The 20,753-nt window shown below is 65.5% G+C and carries 17 protein-coding genes; 10 read left to right on the forward strand and 7 right to left on the reverse strand.

The window, feature by feature from the left end; genetic code table 11:
• Positions 1 to 94: 94 nt before the first annotated feature.
• Positions 95 to 1,312: a glycosyltransferase gene (locus tag ACYQ1Z_RS15410; RefSeq protein WP_459793421.1), complete on the reverse strand. Its 1,218-nt coding sequence runs from the start codon at positions 1,310 to 1,312 to the stop codon at positions 95 to 97.
• Positions 1,313 to 1,496: 184 nt separating this feature from the next.
• Here ACYQ1Z_RS15410 and ACYQ1Z_RS15415 point away from each other — a divergent pair, with 184 nt between their 5' ends.
• The 4 genes from ACYQ1Z_RS15415 (at position 1,497) to ACYQ1Z_RS15430 (ending at position 6,393) form a co-directional block, all read left to right on the forward strand.
• Positions 1,497 to 3,119: a xylulokinase gene (locus tag ACYQ1Z_RS15415; RefSeq protein ID WP_459793422.1), complete on the forward strand. Its 1,623-nt coding sequence runs from the start codon at positions 1,497 to 1,499 to the stop codon at positions 3,117 to 3,119.
• 26 nt (positions 3,120 to 3,145) lie between these two features.
• Positions 3,146 to 3,853: an L-ribulose-5-phosphate 4-epimerase gene (locus ACYQ1Z_RS15420; RefSeq protein WP_459793445.1), complete on the forward strand. Its 708-nt coding sequence runs from the start codon at positions 3,146 to 3,148 to the stop codon at positions 3,851 to 3,853.
• Between the two features lie 108 nt (positions 3,854 to 3,961).
• Complete coding sequence (gene araA / locus ACYQ1Z_RS15425; RefSeq protein WP_459793423.1) at positions 3,962 to 5,482, forward strand: L-arabinose isomerase; 1,521 nt, start codon at positions 3,962 to 3,964, stop codon at positions 5,480 to 5,482.
• Positions 5,479 to 6,393: an aldose 1-epimerase family protein gene (locus tag ACYQ1Z_RS15430; RefSeq protein ID WP_459793424.1), complete on the forward strand. Its 915-nt coding sequence runs from the start codon at positions 5,479 to 5,481 to the stop codon at positions 6,391 to 6,393. Before araA ends, ACYQ1Z_RS15430 begins: the two co-directional genes overlap by 4 nt.
• Before the next feature lie 291 nt (positions 6,394 to 6,684).
• On the opposite strand, the gene ACYQ1Z_RS15435 is transcribed toward ACYQ1Z_RS15430, so the two are convergent.
• Both ACYQ1Z_RS15435 and catA read right to left on the reverse strand, forming a co-directional pair.
• Positions 6,685 to 7,005, reverse strand: a complete 321-nt coding sequence (locus ACYQ1Z_RS15435; protein WP_459793425.1) for a peptidase inhibitor family I36 protein — start codon at positions 7,003 to 7,005, stop codon at positions 6,685 to 6,687.
• A gap of 338 nt (positions 7,006 to 7,343) precedes the next feature.
• The gene (catA, locus tag ACYQ1Z_RS15440; RefSeq protein ID WP_459793426.1) at positions 7,344 to 8,228 is read right to left on the reverse strand and encodes a catechol 1,2-dioxygenase; all 885 of its coding nucleotides are present in this window, start codon (positions 8,226 to 8,228) and stop codon (positions 7,344 to 7,346) included.
• Positions 8,229 to 8,555: 327 nt separating this feature from the next.
• Here catA and benA point away from each other — a divergent pair, with 327 nt between their 5' ends.
• The 5 genes from benA (at position 8,556) to ACYQ1Z_RS15465 (ending at position 15,947) form a co-directional block, all read left to right on the forward strand.
• Positions 8,556 to 9,938: a benzoate 1,2-dioxygenase large subunit gene (benA, locus tag ACYQ1Z_RS15445; RefSeq protein ID WP_459793427.1), complete on the forward strand. Its 1,383-nt coding sequence runs from the start codon at positions 8,556 to 8,558 to the stop codon at positions 9,936 to 9,938.
• Between the two features lie 64 nt (positions 9,939 to 10,002).
• Complete coding sequence (gene benB / locus ACYQ1Z_RS15450) at positions 10,003 to 10,539, forward strand: benzoate 1,2-dioxygenase small subunit (RefSeq protein ID WP_459793428.1); 537 nt, start codon at positions 10,003 to 10,005, stop codon at positions 10,537 to 10,539.
• Between the two features lie 123 nt (positions 10,540 to 10,662).
• Complete coding sequence (benC, locus tag ACYQ1Z_RS15455; protein WP_459793429.1) at positions 10,663 to 12,234, forward strand: benzoate 1,2-dioxygenase electron transfer component BenC; 1,572 nt, start codon at positions 10,663 to 10,665, stop codon at positions 12,232 to 12,234.
• Positions 12,234 to 13,061, forward strand: coding sequence for a 1,6-dihydroxycyclohexa-2,4-diene-1-carboxylate dehydrogenase (locus ACYQ1Z_RS15460; protein ID WP_459793430.1), 828 nt, complete (start codon positions 12,234 to 12,236; stop codon positions 13,059 to 13,061). The genes benC and ACYQ1Z_RS15460 overlap by 1 nt, the downstream gene beginning before the upstream one ends.
• Positions 13,062 to 13,115: 54 nt before the next feature.
• Complete coding sequence (locus ACYQ1Z_RS15465) at positions 13,116 to 15,947, forward strand: AAA family ATPase (protein WP_459793431.1); 2,832 nt, start codon at positions 13,116 to 13,118, stop codon at positions 15,945 to 15,947.
• Positions 15,948 to 15,963: 16 nt separating this feature from the next.
• Here ACYQ1Z_RS15465 and catC read toward each other — a convergent pair whose 3' ends face one another.
• The 4 genes from catC to ACYQ1Z_RS15485 form a co-directional block, all read right to left on the reverse strand.
• Positions 15,964 to 16,242 (reverse strand): muconolactone Delta-isomerase, encoded by a 279-nt coding sequence (catC, locus tag ACYQ1Z_RS15470; protein ID WP_459793432.1) that lies wholly within the window; start codon positions 16,240 to 16,242, stop codon positions 15,964 to 15,966.
• 23 nt (positions 16,243 to 16,265) lie between these two features.
• Positions 16,266 to 17,369 (reverse strand): mandelate racemase/muconate lactonizing enzyme family protein, encoded by a 1,104-nt coding sequence (locus ACYQ1Z_RS15475; RefSeq protein ID WP_459793433.1) that lies wholly within the window; start codon positions 17,367 to 17,369, stop codon positions 16,266 to 16,268.
• Positions 17,366 to 18,286 carry a LysR substrate-binding domain-containing protein gene (locus ACYQ1Z_RS15480; protein ID WP_459793434.1) on the reverse strand — a complete coding sequence of 307 codons (921 nt, stop codon included), beginning with the start codon at positions 18,284 to 18,286 and terminating at the stop codon, positions 17,366 to 17,368. The genes ACYQ1Z_RS15475 and ACYQ1Z_RS15480 overlap by 4 nt, the downstream gene beginning before the upstream one ends.
• 152 nt (positions 18,287 to 18,438) lie before the next feature.
• Positions 18,439 to 19,818: an MFS transporter gene (locus ACYQ1Z_RS15485; RefSeq protein WP_459793435.1), complete on the reverse strand. Its 1,380-nt coding sequence runs from the start codon at positions 19,816 to 19,818 to the stop codon at positions 18,439 to 18,441.
• A gap of 222 nt (positions 19,819 to 20,040) precedes the next feature.
• On the opposite strand from ACYQ1Z_RS15485, the gene ACYQ1Z_RS15490 reads away from it, so the two are divergent.
• Positions 20,041 to 20,739, forward strand: a complete 699-nt coding sequence (locus tag ACYQ1Z_RS15490) for a maleylpyruvate isomerase family mycothiol-dependent enzyme (protein ID WP_459793436.1) — start codon at positions 20,041 to 20,043, stop codon at positions 20,737 to 20,739.
• The last annotated feature ends 14 nt before the right edge of the window (positions 20,740 to 20,753 follow it).

The following is a 20,753-nucleotide window of genomic DNA, read 5'->3' on the forward strand; positions in this document are numbered from 1 at the left end:
AAGGGTTTGTTCTGGCGCCAGGATGAGTGAGCAACCACCAGGTTTTCGAACCGCCGTTTGTCTCAGACTTCAGTGGTCAAAACCAAGCGTCGTGTCACCGCCGCCGCTCCACAGCGGACTCGATCTCGTCGACGGCGGTCCTTACGCCGGTTTCCTGGCCCAGCAGGGCTCCCAATTCCCGTGCCCGTGTGATCATGTCTGCGTCGCTGAGTGCCTGTTCAAGTGCGCCGGCCAGGTTCGCTGCGGTGAGCCTGCGCCGCGGGATGGGTTTTGGCGCGACGCCGAGCCGGTGGGCCCGCTGCGCCCAGAACGGCTGGTCAGCGCCGAACGGGACGATCACCGTGGGGACACCAGCCCCGATCGCTGCGCCCGTGGTACCGGCCCCGCCGTGGTGCACGTTCGCGGACATCCGGGGGAATAGCCAGTCATGAGGGACAGATGGTGTTGAGAACACACGCTCGTCCTGGTCAATGCCGCCCGCGAGAGCGCCCCAGCCCGTAAGCAGCACCGCTCGCACCCCGACGCGGCGGACAGCCTCGTCAACGATTCGACGCAAGGCTGGTCCGTCGTCGGTCTGCATACTGCCGAATCCGATGCTCACGACCGGGCCCGGAGCGTCGAGGAACTCCGACAGCAACGGATCGGGCACGGAGCCGTTGCTGCTCAGGGTCCAATACCCCGTCGCCAGTCGGCGGGTGTGTGCATCGGACCGGACGGGGACCACTGCACTGCTGAACCCGTACAGGATCTCCGGCAGGACGACCTCAGGCGAGCCCTTGACGCCGAGAGCGGTGCGGGCAACGCGCTCCGGCGTTCGAAGGAGCAGCCGCGTCCCGGCGGCAGTGATACTGTGCGACACTCGGCGGCCGATCGGACCCCGGCGGTCCAATCCCGGGGCGAGAGGACCGGGATACTCGGTACTGGGTGCTTCCAGTGGCTGCAGGTGCGCGCGCAGCACAGCGGCTCCGGTAGCAGCCGCGACGGGCCGAGCCAGACCCATCCCGCCGATGCCGGACACGATCACATGCGACCCCCGGGCAAGCTCCGCGGTGTCAAGAGCCCAGTCCTGCGCCAGCACACTCACAAGCCGGCCCATTTCGTGTATGGACACCCGGCCGCCCACTGCTGTGATGGCCTCCCTATCGGCGCCCCGCAGGGGTGTGAACCGTACACCGGCCGCGACGAACTGGACCTGGTAATCCGCAGGTGCGGCGGCGTTCACCCGGTGCCCACGCGAAGCTGCTTCGCGAGCGAGAGCGATATAGGGCTCGACCCCGCCACGAGTGTCGTTAGCAATGAAGGTGATGTCCATGCCGTACACGATATGTTGAGTGTCCCATCTCATGGTGTTGAAGTTGCTGGAGGAATGAAACCCGCAACGGCAGCTCTCCCGGCCGGGTTCGGTTGCTCGAAGTGATAGAGCCTATGGACGTTCATGCTCAGGTGCAGTACATTGGGATTCGAAATCTTGTTAGCGCTAACACTAAGGGTCTTTTGTGAATGCTCCCGGCGCCGCCAGCGCGGCCGAAGCCATCCTTTCCGGACGAGGTCGCCTGGGAATTGAACTCGGCTCCACCCGCATCAAAGCCTGCCTCATCGGCGATGATCCCCGAACCGTGCTTGCGCTCGGGAGTTTTACCTGGGAGAACGCCTTTGACAATGGCTTCTGGACGTACTCGCTGGAGAGCATCTGGTCGGGGGTTCAGGCCGCCTACGCTGGTCTTTTGGCCGACGCGGAGCGCAGGTATGGAGTGCGTCCCACCGCTCTGCGTTCAATCGGTGTCTCGGCGATGATGCATGGCTATCTTGCCTTCGACAGCGATGGCGAATTGCTCGTGCCCTTCCGGACGTGGCGGAACACAACCACGGGCGCGGCAGCCCATGAACTCACCGAGCTTTTCGGGATGAACATTCCCCTGCGATGGTCCGTAGCGCACCTCCATCAGGCTGTCCTCGACCAGGAACCCCACGTACCGGAGATCGACTTCATGACCACGCTCGCGGGCTATGTCCACTGGCGGCTGACCGGCCGGAAAGTCCTCGGCGTTGGTGATGCCTCGGGCATGTTTCCCATCGACACCTCAACGCACACCTACGATGCCGGGTTGCTGAAGCGATACGGCGCCCTCGTTGCCGAGACCGCTCCAGGACTGGAAGTTGGAGGACTGCTACCTGAAGTCCTTGTTGCGGGTGACAAGGCTGGATCGTTGACTGAAGCCGGCGCCTTACTGCTCGACCCGACTGGGGCGTTGCGGCCGGGAGCTGTTTTCTGTCCGCCGGAAGGCGATGCGGGAACGGGCATGGTTGCAACCTGCTCCGTAGCGCCACGCACAGGGAATGTCAGTGCCGGGACCAGTATTTTCGCGATGGTCGTGCTTGAGCGTCCGCTCGCGGGGCTGCATCATGAAATCGACATAGTCACTACCCCTGCCGGCGCTCCCGTAGCCATGGTGCACTGCAACAACGGCGCCAGCGAGCTTGCCGCGTGGGTCCAACTCTTCACCCGCTTTGCTGCGGCGGCAGGGGTCTCCATCGACTCGGATGCCGCGTTTACGGCGCTCCTGCATGAAGCTCTCGCGGGGGAAGCAGATGCTGGCGGCGTGCTCGCTTACAACCACCTTGCGGGCGAGCCCGTTGCAGGCCTCAGTGAGGGGCGCCCCCTTGTTGTCCGTACGCCGGACAGCGCGTTCACTCTCGCCAACTTCATGCGGGCCCAGCTCTATGGAGTATTCGCCACCCTGGTTCTCGGCATGCGCGTGCTCAGTGCCGAAAATGTGGCAATCGACCGGATGTTCGCCCACGGCGGGGTGTTCCGCACCGCCGGGATAGCCCAGCGATTCCTTGCCGGTGCGCTGGCCGCTCCCGTTTCGGTGGCGGAGTCCGCATCCGAGGGTGGGGCGTGGGGGATTGCCGTACTGTCCGCCTTCGTTACGGACTCCTCCGACGACCTCGATGAATACCTTCGGAACACCGTCTTCGGCGGGGCAGCATTTGAAACCACCAATCCGGACCCGGTCGACGTCGCCGGCTTCACCACGTACCTGGACCGCTACAGCGCCGCAATCGCCGTCCAGCGTGCCGCCGTCGATACCCTCACCCTTAAAGGATCACCCCGATGACTACTGCAAAAGAGAACCTGCCCGTCATGACCATTCCAGCCAACGTCGCAGAAGCCATCGACCGGGTTCGCGTGGAAGTCTGCACGCTGCACGCGGAACTTGTCCGTTACAACCTCGTCGTATGGACCGGCGGCAACGTCTCGGGCCGCGTGCCGGGCACCAACTACTTCGTGATCAAACCCAGCGGGGTGATGTACGACGACCTGGCGCCTGAGAACATGATCCTCTGCACCCTTGATGGCAAGGTGGTCCCGGGATCCTTGGGTTCAGAAAGAGCACCCTCAAGTGACACCGCGGCCCACGCCTACGTTTACCGGCACATGCCCGAAGTCGGGGGAGTGGTCCACACCCACTCGCCCTACGCCGTGGCCTGGGCTGCGCATGGCGAGCCCATACCGTGCGTGACCACTGCCATGGCTGACGAATTCGGCGGTGAAATCCCAGTAGGCCCCTTCGCCATCATCGGTGATGATTCAATTGGACGCGGCATCGTGGAGACCCTTGCCGGGCATCGCTCACGCGCTGTACTGATGAAGAGCCATGGCCCGTTCACAATCGGCAAGGACGCCCGTGACGCAGTCAAAGCAGCAGTGATGGTCGAAGACGTCGCCCGCTCCGTGCTGTTCTCCCGTCAACTGGGAAACCCCCACCCCATTGCTCCGGAAGCAATCGATTCACTTTTCGACCGCTATCAGAACGTCTACGGGCAAGATCCGGCGGGAGCCCTGAACTGACAAATTGTTAGCGTTCACGCTGCATACGACCTATCTGTTCCTGCCGGCCGCCGGACTTCCGTAGTCCGACCCGCGGCTGCATCCCCAACCCCTTTCCCAGGAGAACCCATGAGTACCACTGCATCCACTTCCCTCGACGGCTACGAGGTCTGGTTCCTCACCGGCAGCCAGCACCTGTACGGCGAGGACGTGCTCAAGCAGGTCGCCGCGCAGTCGCAGGAGATCGCCGAGCGGCTTAACGCCTCGAGCGACATTCCGGTGCGGCTGGTGTGGAAGCCGGTCCTGACCGATTCCGACGCCATCCGCCGGACCGCGCTGGAGGCCAACTCCAATGATTCGGTCATCGGCGTCACTGCCTGGATGCACACCTTCAGCCCGGCCAAGATGTGGATCTCCGGCCTGGATCTCCTCCGCAAACCGCTGCTGCACCTGCACACCCAGGCCAACCGCGACCTGCCCTGGGCGGACATCGACTTCGACTTCATGAACCTCAACCAGGCCGCGCACGGCGACCGCGAGTTCGGGTACATCCAGTCCCGCCTGGGTATCGCCCGGAAGACCGTCGTCGGGCACGTCTCCAACCCTGACGTGGCGCGGCAGGTGGGCGCCTGGCAGCGCGCGGCCGCCGGCTGGGCGGCCGTCCGAACCCTGAAGCTGACCCGCTTCGGCGACAACATGCGCAACGTCGCCGTCACCGAAGGCGACAAGACCGAGGCCGAGCTGCGCTTCGGCGTCGCAGTTAACACCTGGTCCGTCAACGAACTCGCCGACGCCGTCCACGGCGCTGCAGAGTCCGACGTCGACGCCCTGGTTGCCGAGTATGAGGACCTTTACGACGTGGTGCCGGAGCTCCGCGCAGGCGCGGCCCGGCATGATTCGCTGCGGTACAGCGCCCGGATCGAACTCGGCCTGCGCAGCTTCCTTGAAGCCAACGGCTCGGCCGCGTTCACCACCTCGTTCGAGGACCTGGGCGCGCTCCGCCAGCTCCCGGGCCTGGCCGTCCAGCGGCTGATGGCCGCCGGCTACGGCTTCGGCGCGGAGGGCGACTGGAAGACCGCCATCCTGGTCCGTGCCGCCAAAGTCATGGGCGCCGGACTTCCCGGCGGCGCCTCCCTGATGGAGGACTACACCTACCACCTGGAACCCGGGTCCGAGAAGATCCTCGGCGCCCACATGCTCGAGGTCTGCCCCTCCCTCACGGCGACCAAGCCGCGGCTGGAAATCCACCCGCTCGGCATCGGCGGCAAGGAAGACCCCGTACGCCTGGTGTTCGACGCCGATGCCTCCCCGGGTGTCGTCGTCGCCCTGTCGGACATGCGGGACCGTTTCCGCCTCGTGGCCAACGCCGTCGACGTCGTCCCCCTGGACCAGCCGCTGCCCAACCTGCCCGTCGCCCGCGCCCTGTGGCAGCCCAAGCCGGACTTCGCCACGTCCGCCGCCGCCTGGCTCACCGCCGGCGCCGCACACCACACCGTGCTGTCCACCCAGGTGGGCATGGACGTGTTCGAGGACTTCGCCGAGATCGCCAAAACCGAGCTGCTCACCATCGACGAAAGCACCACCATCCGCCAGTTCAAGAAGGACCTGAACTGGAACGCCGCCTACTACAAACTGGCCGGCGGCCTGTGAGTGCGCATGGGACTGTAACTGAGTACAGAATCCGGGCGGGGGAGTACACCGCCACCGTCTCTGCGCTGGCTGGCGCCCTGCGTGAGCTGCGCTTCCGGGAACGGGACCTGATCGTCCCGTTCCCGGAGGGCGGACTGATCCCGGACTACCGGGGCATCGTCGCGGCACCCTGGCCCAACCGCATCCCCGACGGCCGGTACACCTTCGACGGCTCCGAGTACGAGGTTACGGTCAACGAAACCGACCGGCATTGCGCCCTCCACGGACTCGTGTTCCCGCTGGAGTGGTCGCTTGAGGCGCATGACGAGTCGTCCGTGACGCTTTCCTGCTCTCCAAAGCCGACGGCGGGATACCCGCACGCGCTGCGTATCGCCGTCGAGTATCGCCTCGCGAAGGACGGCCTGTACAGCACCGTGACCGCTGAGAACCTCGGCGGCAGCACGGCGCCCTATGGCGTCTGCCCCCACCCGTACCTGGTGGCGGGCCCGTCACCGCTGGATCAGTGGACCCTTCAAATTCCCGCGAGCAGCTTCCTGGAGGTCACCCCGGACCGCCTGCTGCCGAAGGAAACGCGCACCGTGGCGGGCCATGAGTTTGATTTCCGCTCAGCACGGCCCATCGGCGCCACGGAAATTGACCACGCCTTCACGGATCTGGCGTTCGACGACGGAGGGCAGGCCCGTGTGCTGCTCGGGGACCCAAGCGGAACCGGTGTCGGCATGGCCTGGGACCGGACCTGCCCCTGGCTCCAGATCCACACCGCGGACAAGCAGCCGCCTCACCCCAACCGGCTGGGCCTCGCGGTGGAGCCGATGACCTGCCCGCCTGACGCATTCAACAGCGGGCAGGACCTCATCCGGCTGGCCCCCGGCGCCAAACACCAGGCCGGATGGAGCATCTTCGCTCTGTAGGAATGCTGTGTCTCGGCGCTTCAGGTTCGTGCCGTAGCTTCTGGTTTTGGTCAGCTCGGAACTCTGATGGGCCGATTTCTTTAGCCGACGCAGCCGCTGGGCGGCTGTTTGACTGCCTGCAGAGGCTATCTTCGGTTGTGCACCATCCGTTCCGGACGCGGCCGGCACCCGGCAACGGGTGCCGGCCACTGTCCTGCGGACCCGCGTCCTATCAAGTCCCTCTGATACCCAAGCCAGTGTTCTTGACGCTGCGGAGTAGGCCCATCCTTACAGCCCTCGGCCAGTCAATGACTAGGCCCAGGACTGGTCCCGGTCGAGGCATGCCGCGCCGTTGTAAGCTACGTGAATTGAGCTGACCCTGTTTTTCATCGCGCCCAGGTTGAGACGCTCCCCCGGTTGGATGTACCAGGCGTAGCCTTCGCAGCCGGGGTTGTCGTAGATCATGATGTACGCGTACGTATTGTTGATCAGGGATGCGGCGTTGTTGTTGACCTGGACGCCCCATCCGTTCCGTCCGACGGGGCCGTCGGTGAAGAGTTCGTTGCCCATGGTGGCGTCGTAGGCGGACGAACCAATATCGTCCGGGCCACCCAGCAGAGGCGCCGTCCTCATTCTCTGGCATCGGTGTCTTGCGGGCCATGGGGACACCTGCCCTAATCCCGGGGGCCGGGCCGAGCCCCCAGCCCTTGTCGGCCCTTTGATCCTGTGGCGGAACCGGAAGGACCGGTGGATTCACTGGGCGCGGCCGGGTCACGAAAAAACCGCCGGGGACCGGCGGGCCGGATTCCGGGGGCAGCGGCGGCAGCGGGGCCAGCACCGTTGGGCTCGCGGGCTTGCAGTCGGTAGGGTCTTGGCCGGAGGCGAAAGCAAGGCGCCCCGGGAGCGTGTGCTTCCCGAGGCGCCTACGGTTCCGGGCCAAGGGCCACGGCGCCGGCTGTCTGCAGAAGTTCCTACTTCGTCTGCCCTTCCTTGGCGAGGATGTAGTTGTAGACAACTTCCTCGCCGTCGCCGCCGTCGGTGCGGGGACGGGGATCGAGCATCAGTTCGGGCTTGACTGCCGACGCGATGTCGTCGGCGTTGTGCGGGTCGCCCGGGAAGTAGAGCTGCTGGGTGACGGGCTGGTAGCCCGGAGCCGAGACCTTAATGTGGATGTGCGCAGGGCGCCAGGCATGCCACCCTGCTGCCTCGATGAGCTGGCCGCAGGCCCCATCCGTGGGAATCTGGTATGGCGCGGGGCGCATCGTGTTGATCTCGAAGCGGCCCCGGTCGTCAGCCTTGACCGTGGCGCGGAAGAGCCACTCGGGCAGGCCCGGCGCATACTGCGAGTAGAAGCCGGCGGCGTCTGCGTGCCAGATCTCTACCTGTGCGTTTTGGAGGGCGTTGCCGTTGGTGTCAGTGAACTGGCCGGTGAAGCGCAGCGGGGTACCATCCTCGTCATCGCGCATGTGGACAGTCGCAGGCGTTGCAAGCTCCGGAGAACCGGGCACGTAGTAGGGGCCCTCGATGGTGCCCTTGGTGCCGGGACGCTCCTGGGAGTTGACGTCCTCTACCGTGTGCTCAAGCCATACGTCGAGGAACAGGGGCCACTCGCCGTCGGTCCCCACTTTGATGAGCCAGGCCTTCAGGGCGTTGTACTCCTCGTAGGTGACCTGGTGCTCAACGACGATGTCGTTGGCGGCTTTGATCAGAGCACCGGCGAGCATGCTCACCCGCTCCTTGGGGACGTGAAGATCCGAAAGCTTGCCGGATGCGGCGAAGCGTTCAGTGGCCTTAGAGCCGGCTTCGATGGCGGTGCCCTCGTTCTCGTTCCGGGTATCCACTTGGGTCTCAGTCATGGCGGTCTCCACCTTCGTCGTTGAATTTGGGGCCAGGAGGGTTTCCTGCACCCGCTGCGGGACGCTGGCGCAGGAAACCTGCTGCCTCGCGGCATCGCGTGATGTCGGTTCATGGTAGGCCGGAGGATAAGGACGCTACAAATATCGATCCTGCGGCTTTTCGATAACTATCAATACATAAAAACACCCTTGGTCGACCCTAGGTGTTTGCCTGATGTGAGTGGAGTCACGAAGCGGAAGAATTGCTCTCACGTCCGCCGTGGCACTGCTGCCCAGGCCCGGACCTCCCGACCATCCGTCCAGCAATCTCCAATGGAGGAGCACGCCATGACCGAGAACCTGACCCATGCCCGCGAGGTCCTTGCCGACGCCGTGATCGACGACCGCGAGAACGGCATAATCCGCGCCAAGCGCGAAATTTTCACTGATCAAGAGATCTTCGAACTTGAGATGAAGCACATTTTCGAGGGCAACTGGGTTTACCTGGCCCACGAGTCCCAGATCCCCAACGTGGGTGATTACTTCACCACCTACATCGGCCGCACCCCCGTGATGATCACCCGGGACAAGGACGAGAAGCTCAACTGCATCGTCAACGCGTGTTCGCACCGCGGCGCCATGCTGTGCCGCCGCAAGACGGACAACCGCACCACCTTCACCTGCCCCTTCCACGGCTGGACCTTCAAGAACTCCGGCGAACTGCTCAAGGTCAAGGACTCCCGGAACGCCGGCTACCCTGAGACCTTCAATAAAGATGGTTCGCACGACCTCACCAAGGTTGCGCGCTTCGAGTCCTACCGCGGCTTCCTCTTCGGCTCGCTCAAGGCCGACGTCCTTCCGCTCAAGGAGCACCTCGGGGACGCCACCAAGGTCATCGACTCGATTGTCGACCAGTCACCCGATGGCCTCGAGGTGCTGCGTGGATCGTCCACTTACACGTACGACGGCAACTGGAAGGTCCAGGCCGAGAACGGCGCCGACGGCTACCATGTCACGGCCGTGCACTGGAACTACGCCGCCACCACCGCCCGCCGCAGCGCCGGCGACTCCGCCAACAAGACCAAGGCCATGGACGCCGGTAAATGGGGCAAGGTCAAGGGCGGCTTCTACTCCTACGACCATGGCCACCTGCTGCTGTGGCAGGAATGGACCAACCCCGAGGACCGTCCTCTCTGGGACCGCCGCGACGAGCTCGTGGCCAAGTACGGCGAGGAGATGGCCAACTTCATGATCAACATCTCACGCAACCTCTGCCTGTACCCGAACGTGTACATCATGGACCAGTTCTCCTCGCAGATCCGCCACTTCAGGCCGATCTCAGCCGACCAGACCGAGGTAACCATCTACTGCGTCGCTCCCAAGGGCGAGTCCCAGGAGAACCGCTCCAAGCGCATCCGCCAGTACGAGGACTTCTTCAACGCCACGGGCATGGCCACGCCGGACGACCTGGAGGAGTTCCGGTCCTGCAACAAGACTTACTGGGCCACCACCGCCCCGTGGAATGACATGACCCGCGGCTCCACGCACGAGATCGCGGGCCCCGACGAGCAGGCCCAGGCCCTCGGCATGACGCGGGTCATTGCCTCCGGCGTGCGAGCCGAAGATGAAGGGCTCTACCCGATCCAGCACGGGTACTGGAAAGAAGTCATGGATCGGGCGCTGGAAGAAGAGGAGCGTTCCGCGGCTGACTCCGTCCCCGTCTCCGCCTGACAGACCTTCACCTGGCAGAGCACGGGAACCAGAGCCCATCGGAACCACAGAAAGCGCAGAACCAATGACCACCTTGACCCACACCGCCCCGGTCCTGAAGACCGCGGAGGAGATCGCCACCCTTGAGACCGTCCGGGCGTTCCTATACCGGGAAGCCCGCCTGTTGGACGACCGACAGTTCGATGAGTGGCTTGAGTGCTACCACCCGGATTCGGAATTCTGGATGCCGGCCTGGGACGTGGACGACCAGCTGACGCAGGACCCCCAGAACGAGATCTCCCTTATCTACTACGACAACCGCGGCGGCATCGAGGATCGGGTGTTCCGGATCAAGACCGACCGGTCGTCGGCAACCTCCCTTCCCGAGCCGCGCACCGGTCACAACATCACGGACATCGAGGTACTGGCGAACGACGGCGGCAAGGTCGAGGTGCGCTTCAACTGGTTCACCCTTTACTTCCGTTACAACACGACGGACACGTATTTCGGGACCAGCTTCTACACGATCGACCTGTCCGGCCCGGAGCCGGTGATCCTGAAGAAGAAGGTTGTCCTGAAGAACGACTACATCCACCACGTGGTGGACGTTTACATGATCTGACCTTCCCCGCGCCGGCGCCCGGACTTCCCGGGCGCCGCACGGCAGGTCCCATTCAGTGCCCGCCAGGCACGCTCGAACTTTTCCCGGGACGCGACGACGCGCCCGCCCAGTCAGGAGGACCCCATGGGCCACAAAGTAGCACTCAGCTTCGAAGACGGCGTTACCAAAGTCATCAAGGTCGGAGACTATGAGACCGTCATGGACGCGGCTTACAAGGCACGCATCAACATCCCGTCGGACTGCCGTGACGGAGCCTGCGGCACGTGCAAGGCGTTCTGCGATTCCGGCTCGTTCGATCCGGGCGACTTCATTGACGACGCCATGACCGAAGAGGAGCTCGAAAAGGGCTACATGCTGACATGCCAGGCCGTCCCGGAGTCCGACCTGGCTATCCAGATCCCGGCTACATCGGAGTCGGCCAAAACCGCGGCCGCCACCTTTAGCTCCACCATCAAGGAGCTTAACCGGCACACGGACACCACGGTGTCCTTCACCCTCCAGGTGGACAACCGGGATGCGCTGGCCTTCCTGCCCGGGCAGTACGTCAACCTCAAGGTCCCCGGGACGGACGCCGAACGCTCCTACTCCTTCAGCAGCGGTCCCGAGGTGGACGATGCGTCCTTCATGGTCCGTGTAACCCCGCAAGGCGCCATGTCCGAGTACCTGCGCGACCGCGCCGCAGTGGGTGACGCCATCGACTTCACCGGCCCGTATGGGTCCTTCTTCCTCCGTGAACCCAAACGGCCCCTCCTGCTCCTGGCCGGCGGCACCGGACTGGCTCCGCTCCTGTCTATTCTGGCAAAGCTTTCCGAAAATCCGCCGTCCACCCCGGTCCACCTCATCTACGGGCTCACCCGCGAGGCGGACATCGTGGGCCTGGACTGGCTGCGCGCCTACGAGGCCAAGCTGCCTGGCTTCACCTGGGACTACATAGCCTCCGAGCCGGGAACCTCCGCCCCGCACACCGGTTACGTCACCCAGATCATCGAGCCGAAGCACCTCAACGAGGGCGACGTCGATATCTACCTCTGTGGTCCGCCCCCCATGGTCAACGCCGTCTCCAAGTGGCTGGACACCGAAGGCATCAAACCCGCCAACTTCTACTTTGAGCGCTTCGCGCCGAAGGAAACCACCGGCGGCGACGCCGAAACGGGTGCCCCGGCCGCGGCCGCAAAGATCCAGGCCGAAGGCGACACCATGACCCGCAGCGAGGCAGTCTCCTCATTGGAAACCGGCCGGCTGGACTTCCGCAAGGAGGACAGCTTCGCCCAGCTGGACGCCCGCATGGGCCTGGAGCTGGCCGTCAGCGAACTGCTGCTGGGCCGGCTCAGCGAAGAGCAGCTGCGCCAGTTCCGCCGGCTCGCCGAAGCCACGACGGCATCAGTGGACGGCGGGAACATCACCGACCCTGAGGAGTTCGCGCGCACCAACGAGGAATTCCATGAGTACCTCTTCATGATCTGCGACAACCCTATGCTGCTTGAGTCCTACCGCCGCCTGGACGTCCACGCCCAGATGGCAGCAGCCCTCGAAACCGGTACGCCGATCTTCGCCCGCGTCACCCAGGACCACCTGGACATCGTGGACGCGTTCGAACGCGGCGACAAGGACCACCTCCGCGCCGTCATCACCGCTCACGCCCACGACGCGAAGGACACCATGGCCAGCGCCATCGATGCCAAGGCCGCCCTCTGATGGCTGAACCGTACGCCGGGCAATTCGTGACCCCGGGGAGGTTCGCCGGCAGGGTGGCAGTCGTCACCGGCGCAGCCCAGGGCATCGGCCAGAAGGTGGCCGAACGCATTGGGGCCGAAGGTGGGAAAGTGGTCCTGGTAGACCGCGCGGACCTGGTGCACGATATTGCCCGCGGCATCGAGGCGGCCGCAAAGGCGTCCGGTTCCGGCGGTTCCGCCACGTCCGTCACGGCGGACCTGGAGACATTCTCCGGCGCCACCCAGGCGGTAAAGGCGGCCCTCGCAGCCCACGGGCGGGTGGACGTCCTGGTCAATAACGTTGGCGGCACCATCTGGGCCCGCCCCTACGAGGAATACGACGAGGAGAAGATCGAGAAGGAGATCCGCCGCTCGCTGTTCCCCACCCTCTGGAGCTGCCGGGCGGTGCTGCCGGCCATGCTTGAGCAAGGCTCCGGGACCATCGTCAACGTCTCCTCGGTGGCCACCCGCGGCATGCACCGCGTCCCGTATGCCGCGGCGAAAGGCGGCGTCAATGCCCTGACCCAGGCGCTGGCCATGGAGGTGGCCGGCCGCGGCATCCGCGTGGTTGCCACCGCGCCCGGCGGCACCGAGGCCCCGCCGCGGAAGGTCAAGCGCGGACCGGAGGCCGAATCGGCCGCCGAGAAGGCCTGGTACCAGGTCATCGTGGACCAGACGGTGGAGTCATCCTTCATGAAGCGCTACGGAACGCTGGACGAGCAGGCTGCACCCATCGTGTTCCTCGCTTCCGATGAAGCCTCCTACCTCACCGGCAGCATTCTTCCGGTGGCCGGTGGGGACCTGGGGTAGCGCTTGGAGACCGGCCGGAAAGGGCGGACAGCACGCTCCGGTAGACTGGCGGTCATGACTGCGGGGTCCGTCCAAGGCGTTATCGGTGCGGATTCGCCGTTGGTGGGCCGCGACGCGGTGTTCGAGGAACTCCTGGAAATCCTCCGTACCGTCCGCAAGGGGAAGGTGTCCACCGTGGTCCTGACCGGTGCCGCCGGTTCCGGGAAGACCGCGGTTCTGGAGTCCTTCCTGGAGCATTGCCGCACCGGTGTCCGGGGCGTCCGCGTCCTCTCCGCCATGGGCGATGAGTGGGAAGCCCAGTTTGCGCTCGCTGGCTACTCCCAGCTGATGCTCACTTCGCCGCTGCGCTCGGCCAAAGCGTACGACGCCGGTCCGCACCTTCCGGCCGGACCGGTCGCTTCGCTGAGCGCTGACCAAGTTGTCAACTATGCGTCAACCCTCAGCACCCACCTCGAAGGGCTGCAGTCGCATGGAACTGTGGTGGTCGCCGTCGACGACGTCCACAGATTGGACGTGGAAAGCCTGCGCATCCTCACGTTCGTCATGCGCCGGCTGCATGGCAAAAGGGTGCTTTTCCTGTTGACCCTGAACCCAACCGACGCGCCGCGCATCCCCGCCGGGGTGTTTGATTTCCTGACGGGGCACCAGGTGGCCCGAATCCCCATGGAACCGCTCGCTCCGCACCAGGTCCAGGAAGTCGCCCGCCGCTTGTTCGGCCTGGACCTCAGCCTCACCGCGGCCCACGGCCTGGTCCGGCACACCGGCGGCCTGCCCCAGCCTGTGGTGGAGCTGCTGGGCGAGTTGCCCCGGGAAACCTGGCTGTCCTGGTTCCCGTCGCTGCCGCCGACCTCGCGCCTGCGGGCCAGGGTGCGCAGTGTCCTGGACGCCGCCACGCCGGGACTGGTTGCCGTCGCGGAAGCGGCCTCGGTGCTGGGCCGCAGCGCGGGACTCTCGGAAGTGGCTGCCGTCAGCGGGGTGGACGCCGTCCTCGAAGCCTTGGACGAAGGGCAACGTGCCGGCCTCCTGGGCCTGTCCGTAGGGCAGGCGCGCTCCGCCGTCGTATTCATCGAACCCGGCACTGCCGAGGCAATCTATGAGCAGATCGTCCCCAGCCGCCGCATCGAGCTGCACCGGCTGGCTGCTGAGGCCGTGCAAGCCGAAGGCGAAAAGCTGGGCCACCGCGTTTCTGCAACGCCCGCCGCGGACCAGGCACTCGCTGAGGAGCTCGAAGATTTCGCAGGACGCCAGGCCGCCGTGGGGGCGTGGCAGGACGTGGCCACGGCGCTGTTTTCCGCGTCCCGCCTCTCGTTGGATATCCGGGCGCGCAATGACCGTGTCCTGCGTGCAGTGGACGCGCTGGTTGGGGCCGGCAACGTCGCCGAAGCGCAGACCTGGTCCGCCGCCGTCGATGCGCTGCCGCCGTCGCCGCTGCGCTCCTCGGTGCTGGGCTACCTGTCTACGGTGTCCGGCCAGAATGACAGCGCGCAGAGCCAGCTGGAGATGGCGTGGCGCACCAGCAACCCGGAACGTGAACCGAAAGCCGCCGCGCAGGTGGCGCAGCGTTTTGTCCTGCACGGTGTGGCGTCCTGGGACGGGCGGATGATCACCGGCTGGGCCGAGCGCGCCATGTCCCTGACCGAGCCCGGCACCCCGGCGCACGTCGAATCCGAAGCCATCTACGGTCTGGGCCTGTACGCCCGGGGCAGGCTGGCGGAGGCGGAGGAGTCCTATCGGCGCGCATTCGCCCACGCGGCCGAGAATGCGCAGAAGCAGCGTGTTCAGATGGGGGCAGGCTGGCTGGCACTGCGGATGGACAACGTGGAGTCGGCCCTAGTGAACTTCCAATCCGCGGCTCCCACCGAGTACCGCGGCGGCTCCTTGCGGATTTCCCTGTGGGCCGAGGCGTGGCTGGCCCGCGCCCATCTGGTCCTGGGGAACTGGGACGCCGCGGCGGCCACGATCGCCCGGTCCAGCGTCCGGCTCGAAACCTCGCGGATGCCCCTGATCCGCCCGCTGCTGTACTGGACCGCCGCCGAGCTCTGGTCCATGCGCGGTGACTGGGACCGTGCCCGCTATTACGTCTCACAGGCCGCGGTTCAGCCGGGAACATACCGGGCGATGCAGGTGCCGGCAAGCCTGGCGCGGGCACGGTTCCATGAGGCGCGGGCCGACTATGAGAGCGCCCTTGCCGTGCTGCAGCCATTGACCGAGCTGGACCCGTGGACCGAGGAGCGGGTGTCCTTCTGGCCCTGGCAGGACACCTATGTCAACGCCCTGGTGATGACTGACCAGCTGGACACGGCGGAGCAGTTCCTGACTTCGTTCGAAGGGCTGCGGCGTGAGCGGGAGGTCCCTTCCGACATGGCGCGGATGGCGTGGGCGCGCGGACGGCTGCTGGCGGCGCAAGGGGACCCGGACGCGGCGCGGGAGCATTTCGAAGCGGCCCTGGGCCACCTCCGGGGGCTCAACCGGCCCTACCTGCGGGCCCGGATCAGTTTCGCTTTCGGTCAGAGCATGCGCCGGGCCGGCAAGCGGCGGCTGGCGTCCTCGGTGCTGCGTGCGGCGCGGGACCTTTACGATTCACTCGGCGCGGCCACCTATGTTGAACGCTGCGACCGGGAGCTTAAGGCGACCGGCCTCGACGTCGGAAACCTTCCCGATCCTGCCGACGCCGTGCTGGCTGCCGCCCGGGACCACCACATCCAGCTCACAGCGCAGGAACAAGCGGTGGCCGAGCTTGTGGCCGGGGGCGCCACCAACAAGGAAGCGGCCCGTGCCCTGTTCCTTGCGGAGAAGACGGTGCAGTATCACCTCACCCGGCTGTACCGGAAGATGGGCATCCGTTCCCGCAGCGAGCTCGCCGCGGCGTTCCGGGCCACGGACTGACCCGGAACGGCGGCTCCTATTTGACGTCGGAGGGGTGCTTGGCCAGCGGCACCACCGAGATCTCCATGTAAGGGAACAGCGGCAGGTTCTGCAGGATCTCGTGGAGTTCGTCGTTGGAGTCCACGTCGAAGATTGAGTAGTTGGCGTACTCACCCACCACGCGCCAAATTTCCGGCCATTTACCGGAGCGCTGGAGCTCCTGCGAGTAGGCCTTCTCCCTGGCTTTGATCCCCGCCGCCTCGGCGGCGGGCAGGTCTGCCGGGATATTCACGTCCATGTGGACCAGGTACTTCACTGATGTTTCCTTTCGTGGATGGTTCAGCGGTCGCTGCGGTAGCGCTCGAGCTTTTCCTCGTTCACTGCCGTGCCTACACCGGAGCCCTCGGGGACGCGGATGCGCCCTTCGATGATCTGCAGGGGTTCGGCCAGGAGGTCGTCCGCCATGTCCAGGTAGTTGGACAGTTCCGCCGCGCGCTTGGCGGTGTGGGCGAACGCGGCTCCGAAGACGACGGACGCCACGGTGCCCACCTGGGTGTCGATCTGGTTGCCGATGTAGACGTCGATCCCCATGCCTTCGGCCATCCCCACGATCTTCGCTGCTTCAGTGAAGCCGGAGCGGGCCGTCTTGACCGCAAGCAGGTTGGCGCCGCCGTTGAGGATCTCCTTGGCGGCCTCGCCCAGGTTGGGGGCGGATTCGTCTGCGGCAATGGGGATGGGGGCGTTGGCCACCAGCCGGCGGCGGCCCAGGATTTCGCGGGCGTCGTCCGGTTCCTCCAGGAACTGCAGGCCGAGGTCCGCGGTGCGACGGAGCACTTCGGCGGCCTCGTTCGCGGACCAGCCGCGGTTGGCGTCCATATAGATTTCGGCGTCCTCGCCCAGGCCCTCGCGGAGAACCCGGGCCGCCTCGATATCAAGGTGGAGGGGGCGGCGGCCCGTCTTGAGCTTGAACGTGTTGATGCCGTAGGTTTCGCGGAATTCCAGCGCCACGTCCAGCAGCTCTTCCGCAGGCTTGAAGCCAAGCATGTGGGAGACCCGCAGCGAGTCGGTGTAGCCGCCCAGCAGCTTGGTCGCCGGCTGGCCAAGGGTCTTGCCGATGACGTCCCACAGGGCGATGTCCACGGCGCCCTTTGCAGTCTGGTTGTGGATGGTGCGGTAGAGGATTTCCTGGACCTTTTCGCGGTCAAAGATGTCGACGCCGGTCAGTTGCGGCGCGAACACGTCATGCACCACAGCAACGATGGATTTTTGGGTCTCCCCGTAGGTGTATGGACGCGGAGGTGTGTCCGCGATGCCCGTCAGGCCGTCGTCCGTCGTGAGGCGGACCAGCACGTGGTCGGCTTCATGGACGGATCCGGAGGCGAAATGCAGCGGATGGCGGTAGGGGATCGAGTAGGGAATCGCCTCAATGGCTGCGATTTTCATAACGGGGAAAGCCTTTCATGGGTAGAAAGCGGGTCATGCCTTGGAGCGGTGGCCGTCACGACGATGTCCAGGAAGTTGTGCAGCAGGGCGGAGTGGCGGCCGCGAAGCCAGGCAACCGCGAGTTCCACGGGGGGTGCGTTTTCGATCTCCCGGTAGGCGACGCCGTCGAGCTGGAAAGCACGGACGCGGGACGGCATTACTGCCACCCCGCCCCCGGCGGCCACAAACGCGAGCATGGTGGACGTTTCACCTACCACCTGGGTGATGCGCGGCTGGAAGCCGGCCTGGCGGCACAGGTCAGAGGTGATGCGGTACAGGACGGATTCGGGTGCGTAGGCGATGAAGTCCTGGTCCTGGAGTTCGTGCATTGCTACCGGCTTGTCCTCTGCCAGTGTGCTGAATGAGGGAACCGCGACGACGAGCGGCTCCTGGGTAACCACGCGGTAGTCGATTTCCTGTGACGTGACGGGCGGGCGGAGGAGTGCTGCATCCAGCGTGCCGTCCCGCAGCCCCGCCTCCATCGACGGGGTGAGCATTTCGCCATTTAAGGCCAGGGACAGGCCGGGCAGCCTTTGTTTTGCCAGGCGCGCGATCTGCGGCATCACGCCATAGGTGGCTGATCCCGAGAAGCCCACCCGGAGCACTCCCGTGGCCCCCTTGCCAACCTGGTACACATCCGCCTTCAGTGTTTCCATGTCGTTGATAATCTGCCGCCCTCGCTCCAGCAGGAGTTCCCCGGCGGCGGTGAGGTCCACCCGCCGGGTGGTGCGGTTAAGCAGGCGGACCCCCAGCTGCTCCTCGAGCTGGCGGATCTGCTGGGAGAGCGGCGGCTGGGCCATATGGAGGCGTTTTGCGGCCCTGCCGAAGTGTCGTTCTTCCGCGACCGCAATGAAGTAGTTCAATTGCCGGATGTCCACCGGGGTACCCTTCCCGTGCGCGATGCCAGGCCCGCCCTGGACTGCTATTGATTCAAAGAATATCCCTAAAGTGGCCGACTAGTGCATTTTTTAGACTCAATGACGACCGGGGCGGGCCGCCTGCGCGCACCGCCGCGAGGCGTTCTACCCCGCTACTGCGGCTGCCCGGCCGCAGCTTCAGTGCGGTGCCCGGCGATGTCATCGACCTGGTGCCCGGCCTCTTCCAGTTTGTGCTGGTGCGGGACCAGGACTGAGACCAGGGCCCCCAGGAGCGCGACGCCGCCGTAGATGTAGAAGGCCGCCGAGCCGCCGATGCCCGCTGCCGCCAGCCAGCCGCCGATGATCGGGCCAAGCACGCCGCCAAGCCGGCCAACACTGGCGCACCAGGCCACACCCGCCGCGCGGGCGTTTGTGGTGAAGTAGTTGGATTGGAATCCATAGATCAGTACTTGCGTGCCCAGCGTTCCCACTCCTGCCACGGCGATGAAGGTGAAAAGCATGGGCAGTGGGAAGTTGAAGGTCATCAGGACCAGCGACATGGTGGCCAGCGCGAAGGTGGAGGCGATGACGCGCTGCGGGCCGCTCTTGTCCGCCAGCCGGGACGCGACCAGGCCGCCGGCTACTGCGCCGAGGTTCAGGGCGAGGGGGAAGAACAGGGCGTAGGTCCGGCCGTAGCCGTAGCCTTCCATGATCTTGGGAAGCCAGGTGTTGAGGCCGTAGGTGAGGAGGAGGCCGCAGAAGGACATGAGGCCCAGCAGGACCGAGGCGAGTGCGAACTGCCGGGAGAAGACTGCGGCGAAGCCCGATTTCTGCGGTGCCGCCCCGCTGTCCAGGATGACGCGCTCTTCTAGCAGCGGAACACCGGTGCGCTCTGCAGCGATTACGGCTTCCGCTTCCCGGCCCCGGGACAGCAGCCAGCGGGGGGATTCGGGGAGCTTCCGCCAGGCAACGGGAAGCAGGATGACCAGCGGGAGTGCGCCGATGATGAACAGCCCCCGCCAGCCCAGGCTGTCGTGGAACAGGATGCCCATGATGGATGCAAGCACACCGCCCGCCGGGACGCCCGAGTAGACGATGGCGTTGTAGAACTGGCGGCGCCCGGCCGGAGCGAACTCGGCCATGGTGGCGCCGGCACTGGCGATGACCACACCCAGGCCTAAGCCTGTGATGAAGCGCATGGCGCCGATGGCCGGCACCGAGGTGGTGACGGTGGTGACGAACATGCCCACCGAGAACCAGGCGATGCCCAGGAGCATCAGCCGGCGGCGGCCGAAGAAGTCACCCACGGCACCGCAGGCCAGCGATCCGACAAGGACGCCGATGAGGGCCCAGGAGCCCAGGAGGCCGGCGGTGGCCATGTCGAACTTTCCGATCTCGCCGGGGTTCGCCAGGAGGCCGGGCAGGACAGTGCCGTAAATGACCAGGTCGTAGCCGTCAAACAACAGGGCAGTAAAGATGATGAAGGCCACCCAGTTGGCGGTGCGGGCCTCCTTCTGTGGATTCTCAGCGATAACCGCCTGCGGTTGTGTCATGTCCGGGTCCTCTCTGGGTGATTGCATGCGCCGCACAACTTTGGGCCGGCGGCCGTTTCCGGGTTCCTCCCAGCGTGGCAGGTGGTGTGACCCGGGACATATGAGGCAAATCCCCGGGGTTCCGCCCGGGGGTATTTATGAATAAATTTCTAATTAATCAAGGAAACTAATTGAAGAGTAGATATAGATGACAGGGTCCCCGCTCACCGCTACGCTGGCTGCATGATCACACCTGCACGCCTGCACTCGGACCTGTCACGCTTGGGCCGGGAAACCGACATGTTCCTTGCCACGGCCGCGTCCCTGTCGGACCACGAAATGGCGGCCCGCTCGCTGTGCGAGGGCTGGTCAAGGGCCGATGTGATTGCACACGTCGCTGCGAACGCCCGTGCGCTGGTGCAACTCATCGAGTGGGCCGCCACGGGTGAGGAGCACCGGCTGTACGCCTCGCCCCAAGCCCGCGCCGCGGCTTTCGCTGCCCTCGCCGCCCTGCCCCGGGAAGAACTGCTGGCTGAGCTGCGGACCTCAGCCGAATACTTCGCCCAGCAGGCGCAGCGGCTGGGCGGCCCGCTTACGGCCCCGGAGATCGGCCTGAACGGTAGCGCGCTGGCGGCGACGTCCATCGTGGCCCTCCGGATCGCCGAGGTTGTGGTGCACCATCACGACCTGGATACCGCATGGACCATTGAAGAAGCGGACCCCGACTCCCTCCTGGACGCCTTGGAAGCAGTGGTGCGCTCCCTGCGCGGCAAGTGTGCCCCGGGCATGATCCTGGTGACGGAGGAGCGCGACCAATGGATCATCGGGGACGGTGCCCTTCGGATCGAGTCGGACCGCGAAGGCATGCTGCAGTGGCTGGCCCGCGGCGACGCCGAACACATCGAAGCAGACGGGCTCCTGCCGGCAATCCCTTCGTGGTAAACAGTTCTGCGGTG

It is taken from the genome of Arthrobacter sp. AD-310 (assembly GCF_054656615.1).

Excerpts from the sequence above, each read along its gene's own strand:
- ACYQ1Z_RS15410 (WP_459793421.1), bottom strand. The coding sequence starts at position 1,312 with ATGGACATCACCTTCATTGCTAACGACACTCGTGGCGGGGTCGAGCCC.
- ACYQ1Z_RS15420 (WP_459793445.1), top strand. The coding sequence starts at position 3,146 with ATGACCATTCCAGCCAACGTCGCAGAAGCCATCGACCGGGTTCGCGTG.
- araA (WP_459793423.1), top strand. The coding sequence starts at position 3,962 with ATGAGTACCACTGCATCCACTTCCCTCGACGGCTACGAGGTCTGGTTC.
- ACYQ1Z_RS15435 (WP_459793425.1), bottom strand. The coding sequence starts at position 7,005 with ATGAGGACGGCGCCTCTGCTGGGTGGCCCGGACGATATTGGTTCGTCC.
- catA (WP_459793426.1), bottom strand. The coding sequence starts at position 8,228 with ATGACTGAGACCCAAGTGGATACCCGGAACGAGAACGAGGGCACCGCC.
- benA (WP_459793427.1), top strand. The coding sequence starts at position 8,556 with ATGACCGAGAACCTGACCCATGCCCGCGAGGTCCTTGCCGACGCCGTG.
- benB (WP_459793428.1), top strand. The coding sequence starts at position 10,003 with ATGACCACCTTGACCCACACCGCCCCGGTCCTGAAGACCGCGGAGGAG.
- benC (WP_459793429.1), top strand. The coding sequence starts at position 10,663 with ATGGGCCACAAAGTAGCACTCAGCTTCGAAGACGGCGTTACCAAAGTC.
- ACYQ1Z_RS15460 (WP_459793430.1), top strand. The coding sequence starts at position 12,234 with ATGGCTGAACCGTACGCCGGGCAATTCGTGACCCCGGGGAGGTTCGCC.
- ACYQ1Z_RS15465 (WP_459793431.1), top strand. The coding sequence starts at position 13,116 with ATGACTGCGGGGTCCGTCCAAGGCGTTATCGGTGCGGATTCGCCGTTG.
- ACYQ1Z_RS15475 (WP_459793433.1), bottom strand. The coding sequence starts at position 17,369 with ATGAAAATCGCAGCCATTGAGGCGATTCCCTACTCGATCCCCTACCGC.
- ACYQ1Z_RS15485 (WP_459793435.1), bottom strand. The coding sequence starts at position 19,818 with ATGACACAACCGCAGGCGGTTATCGCTGAGAATCCACAGAAGGAGGCC.
- ACYQ1Z_RS15490 (WP_459793436.1), top strand. The coding sequence starts at position 20,041 with ATGATCACACCTGCACGCCTGCACTCGGACCTGTCACGCTTGGGCCGG.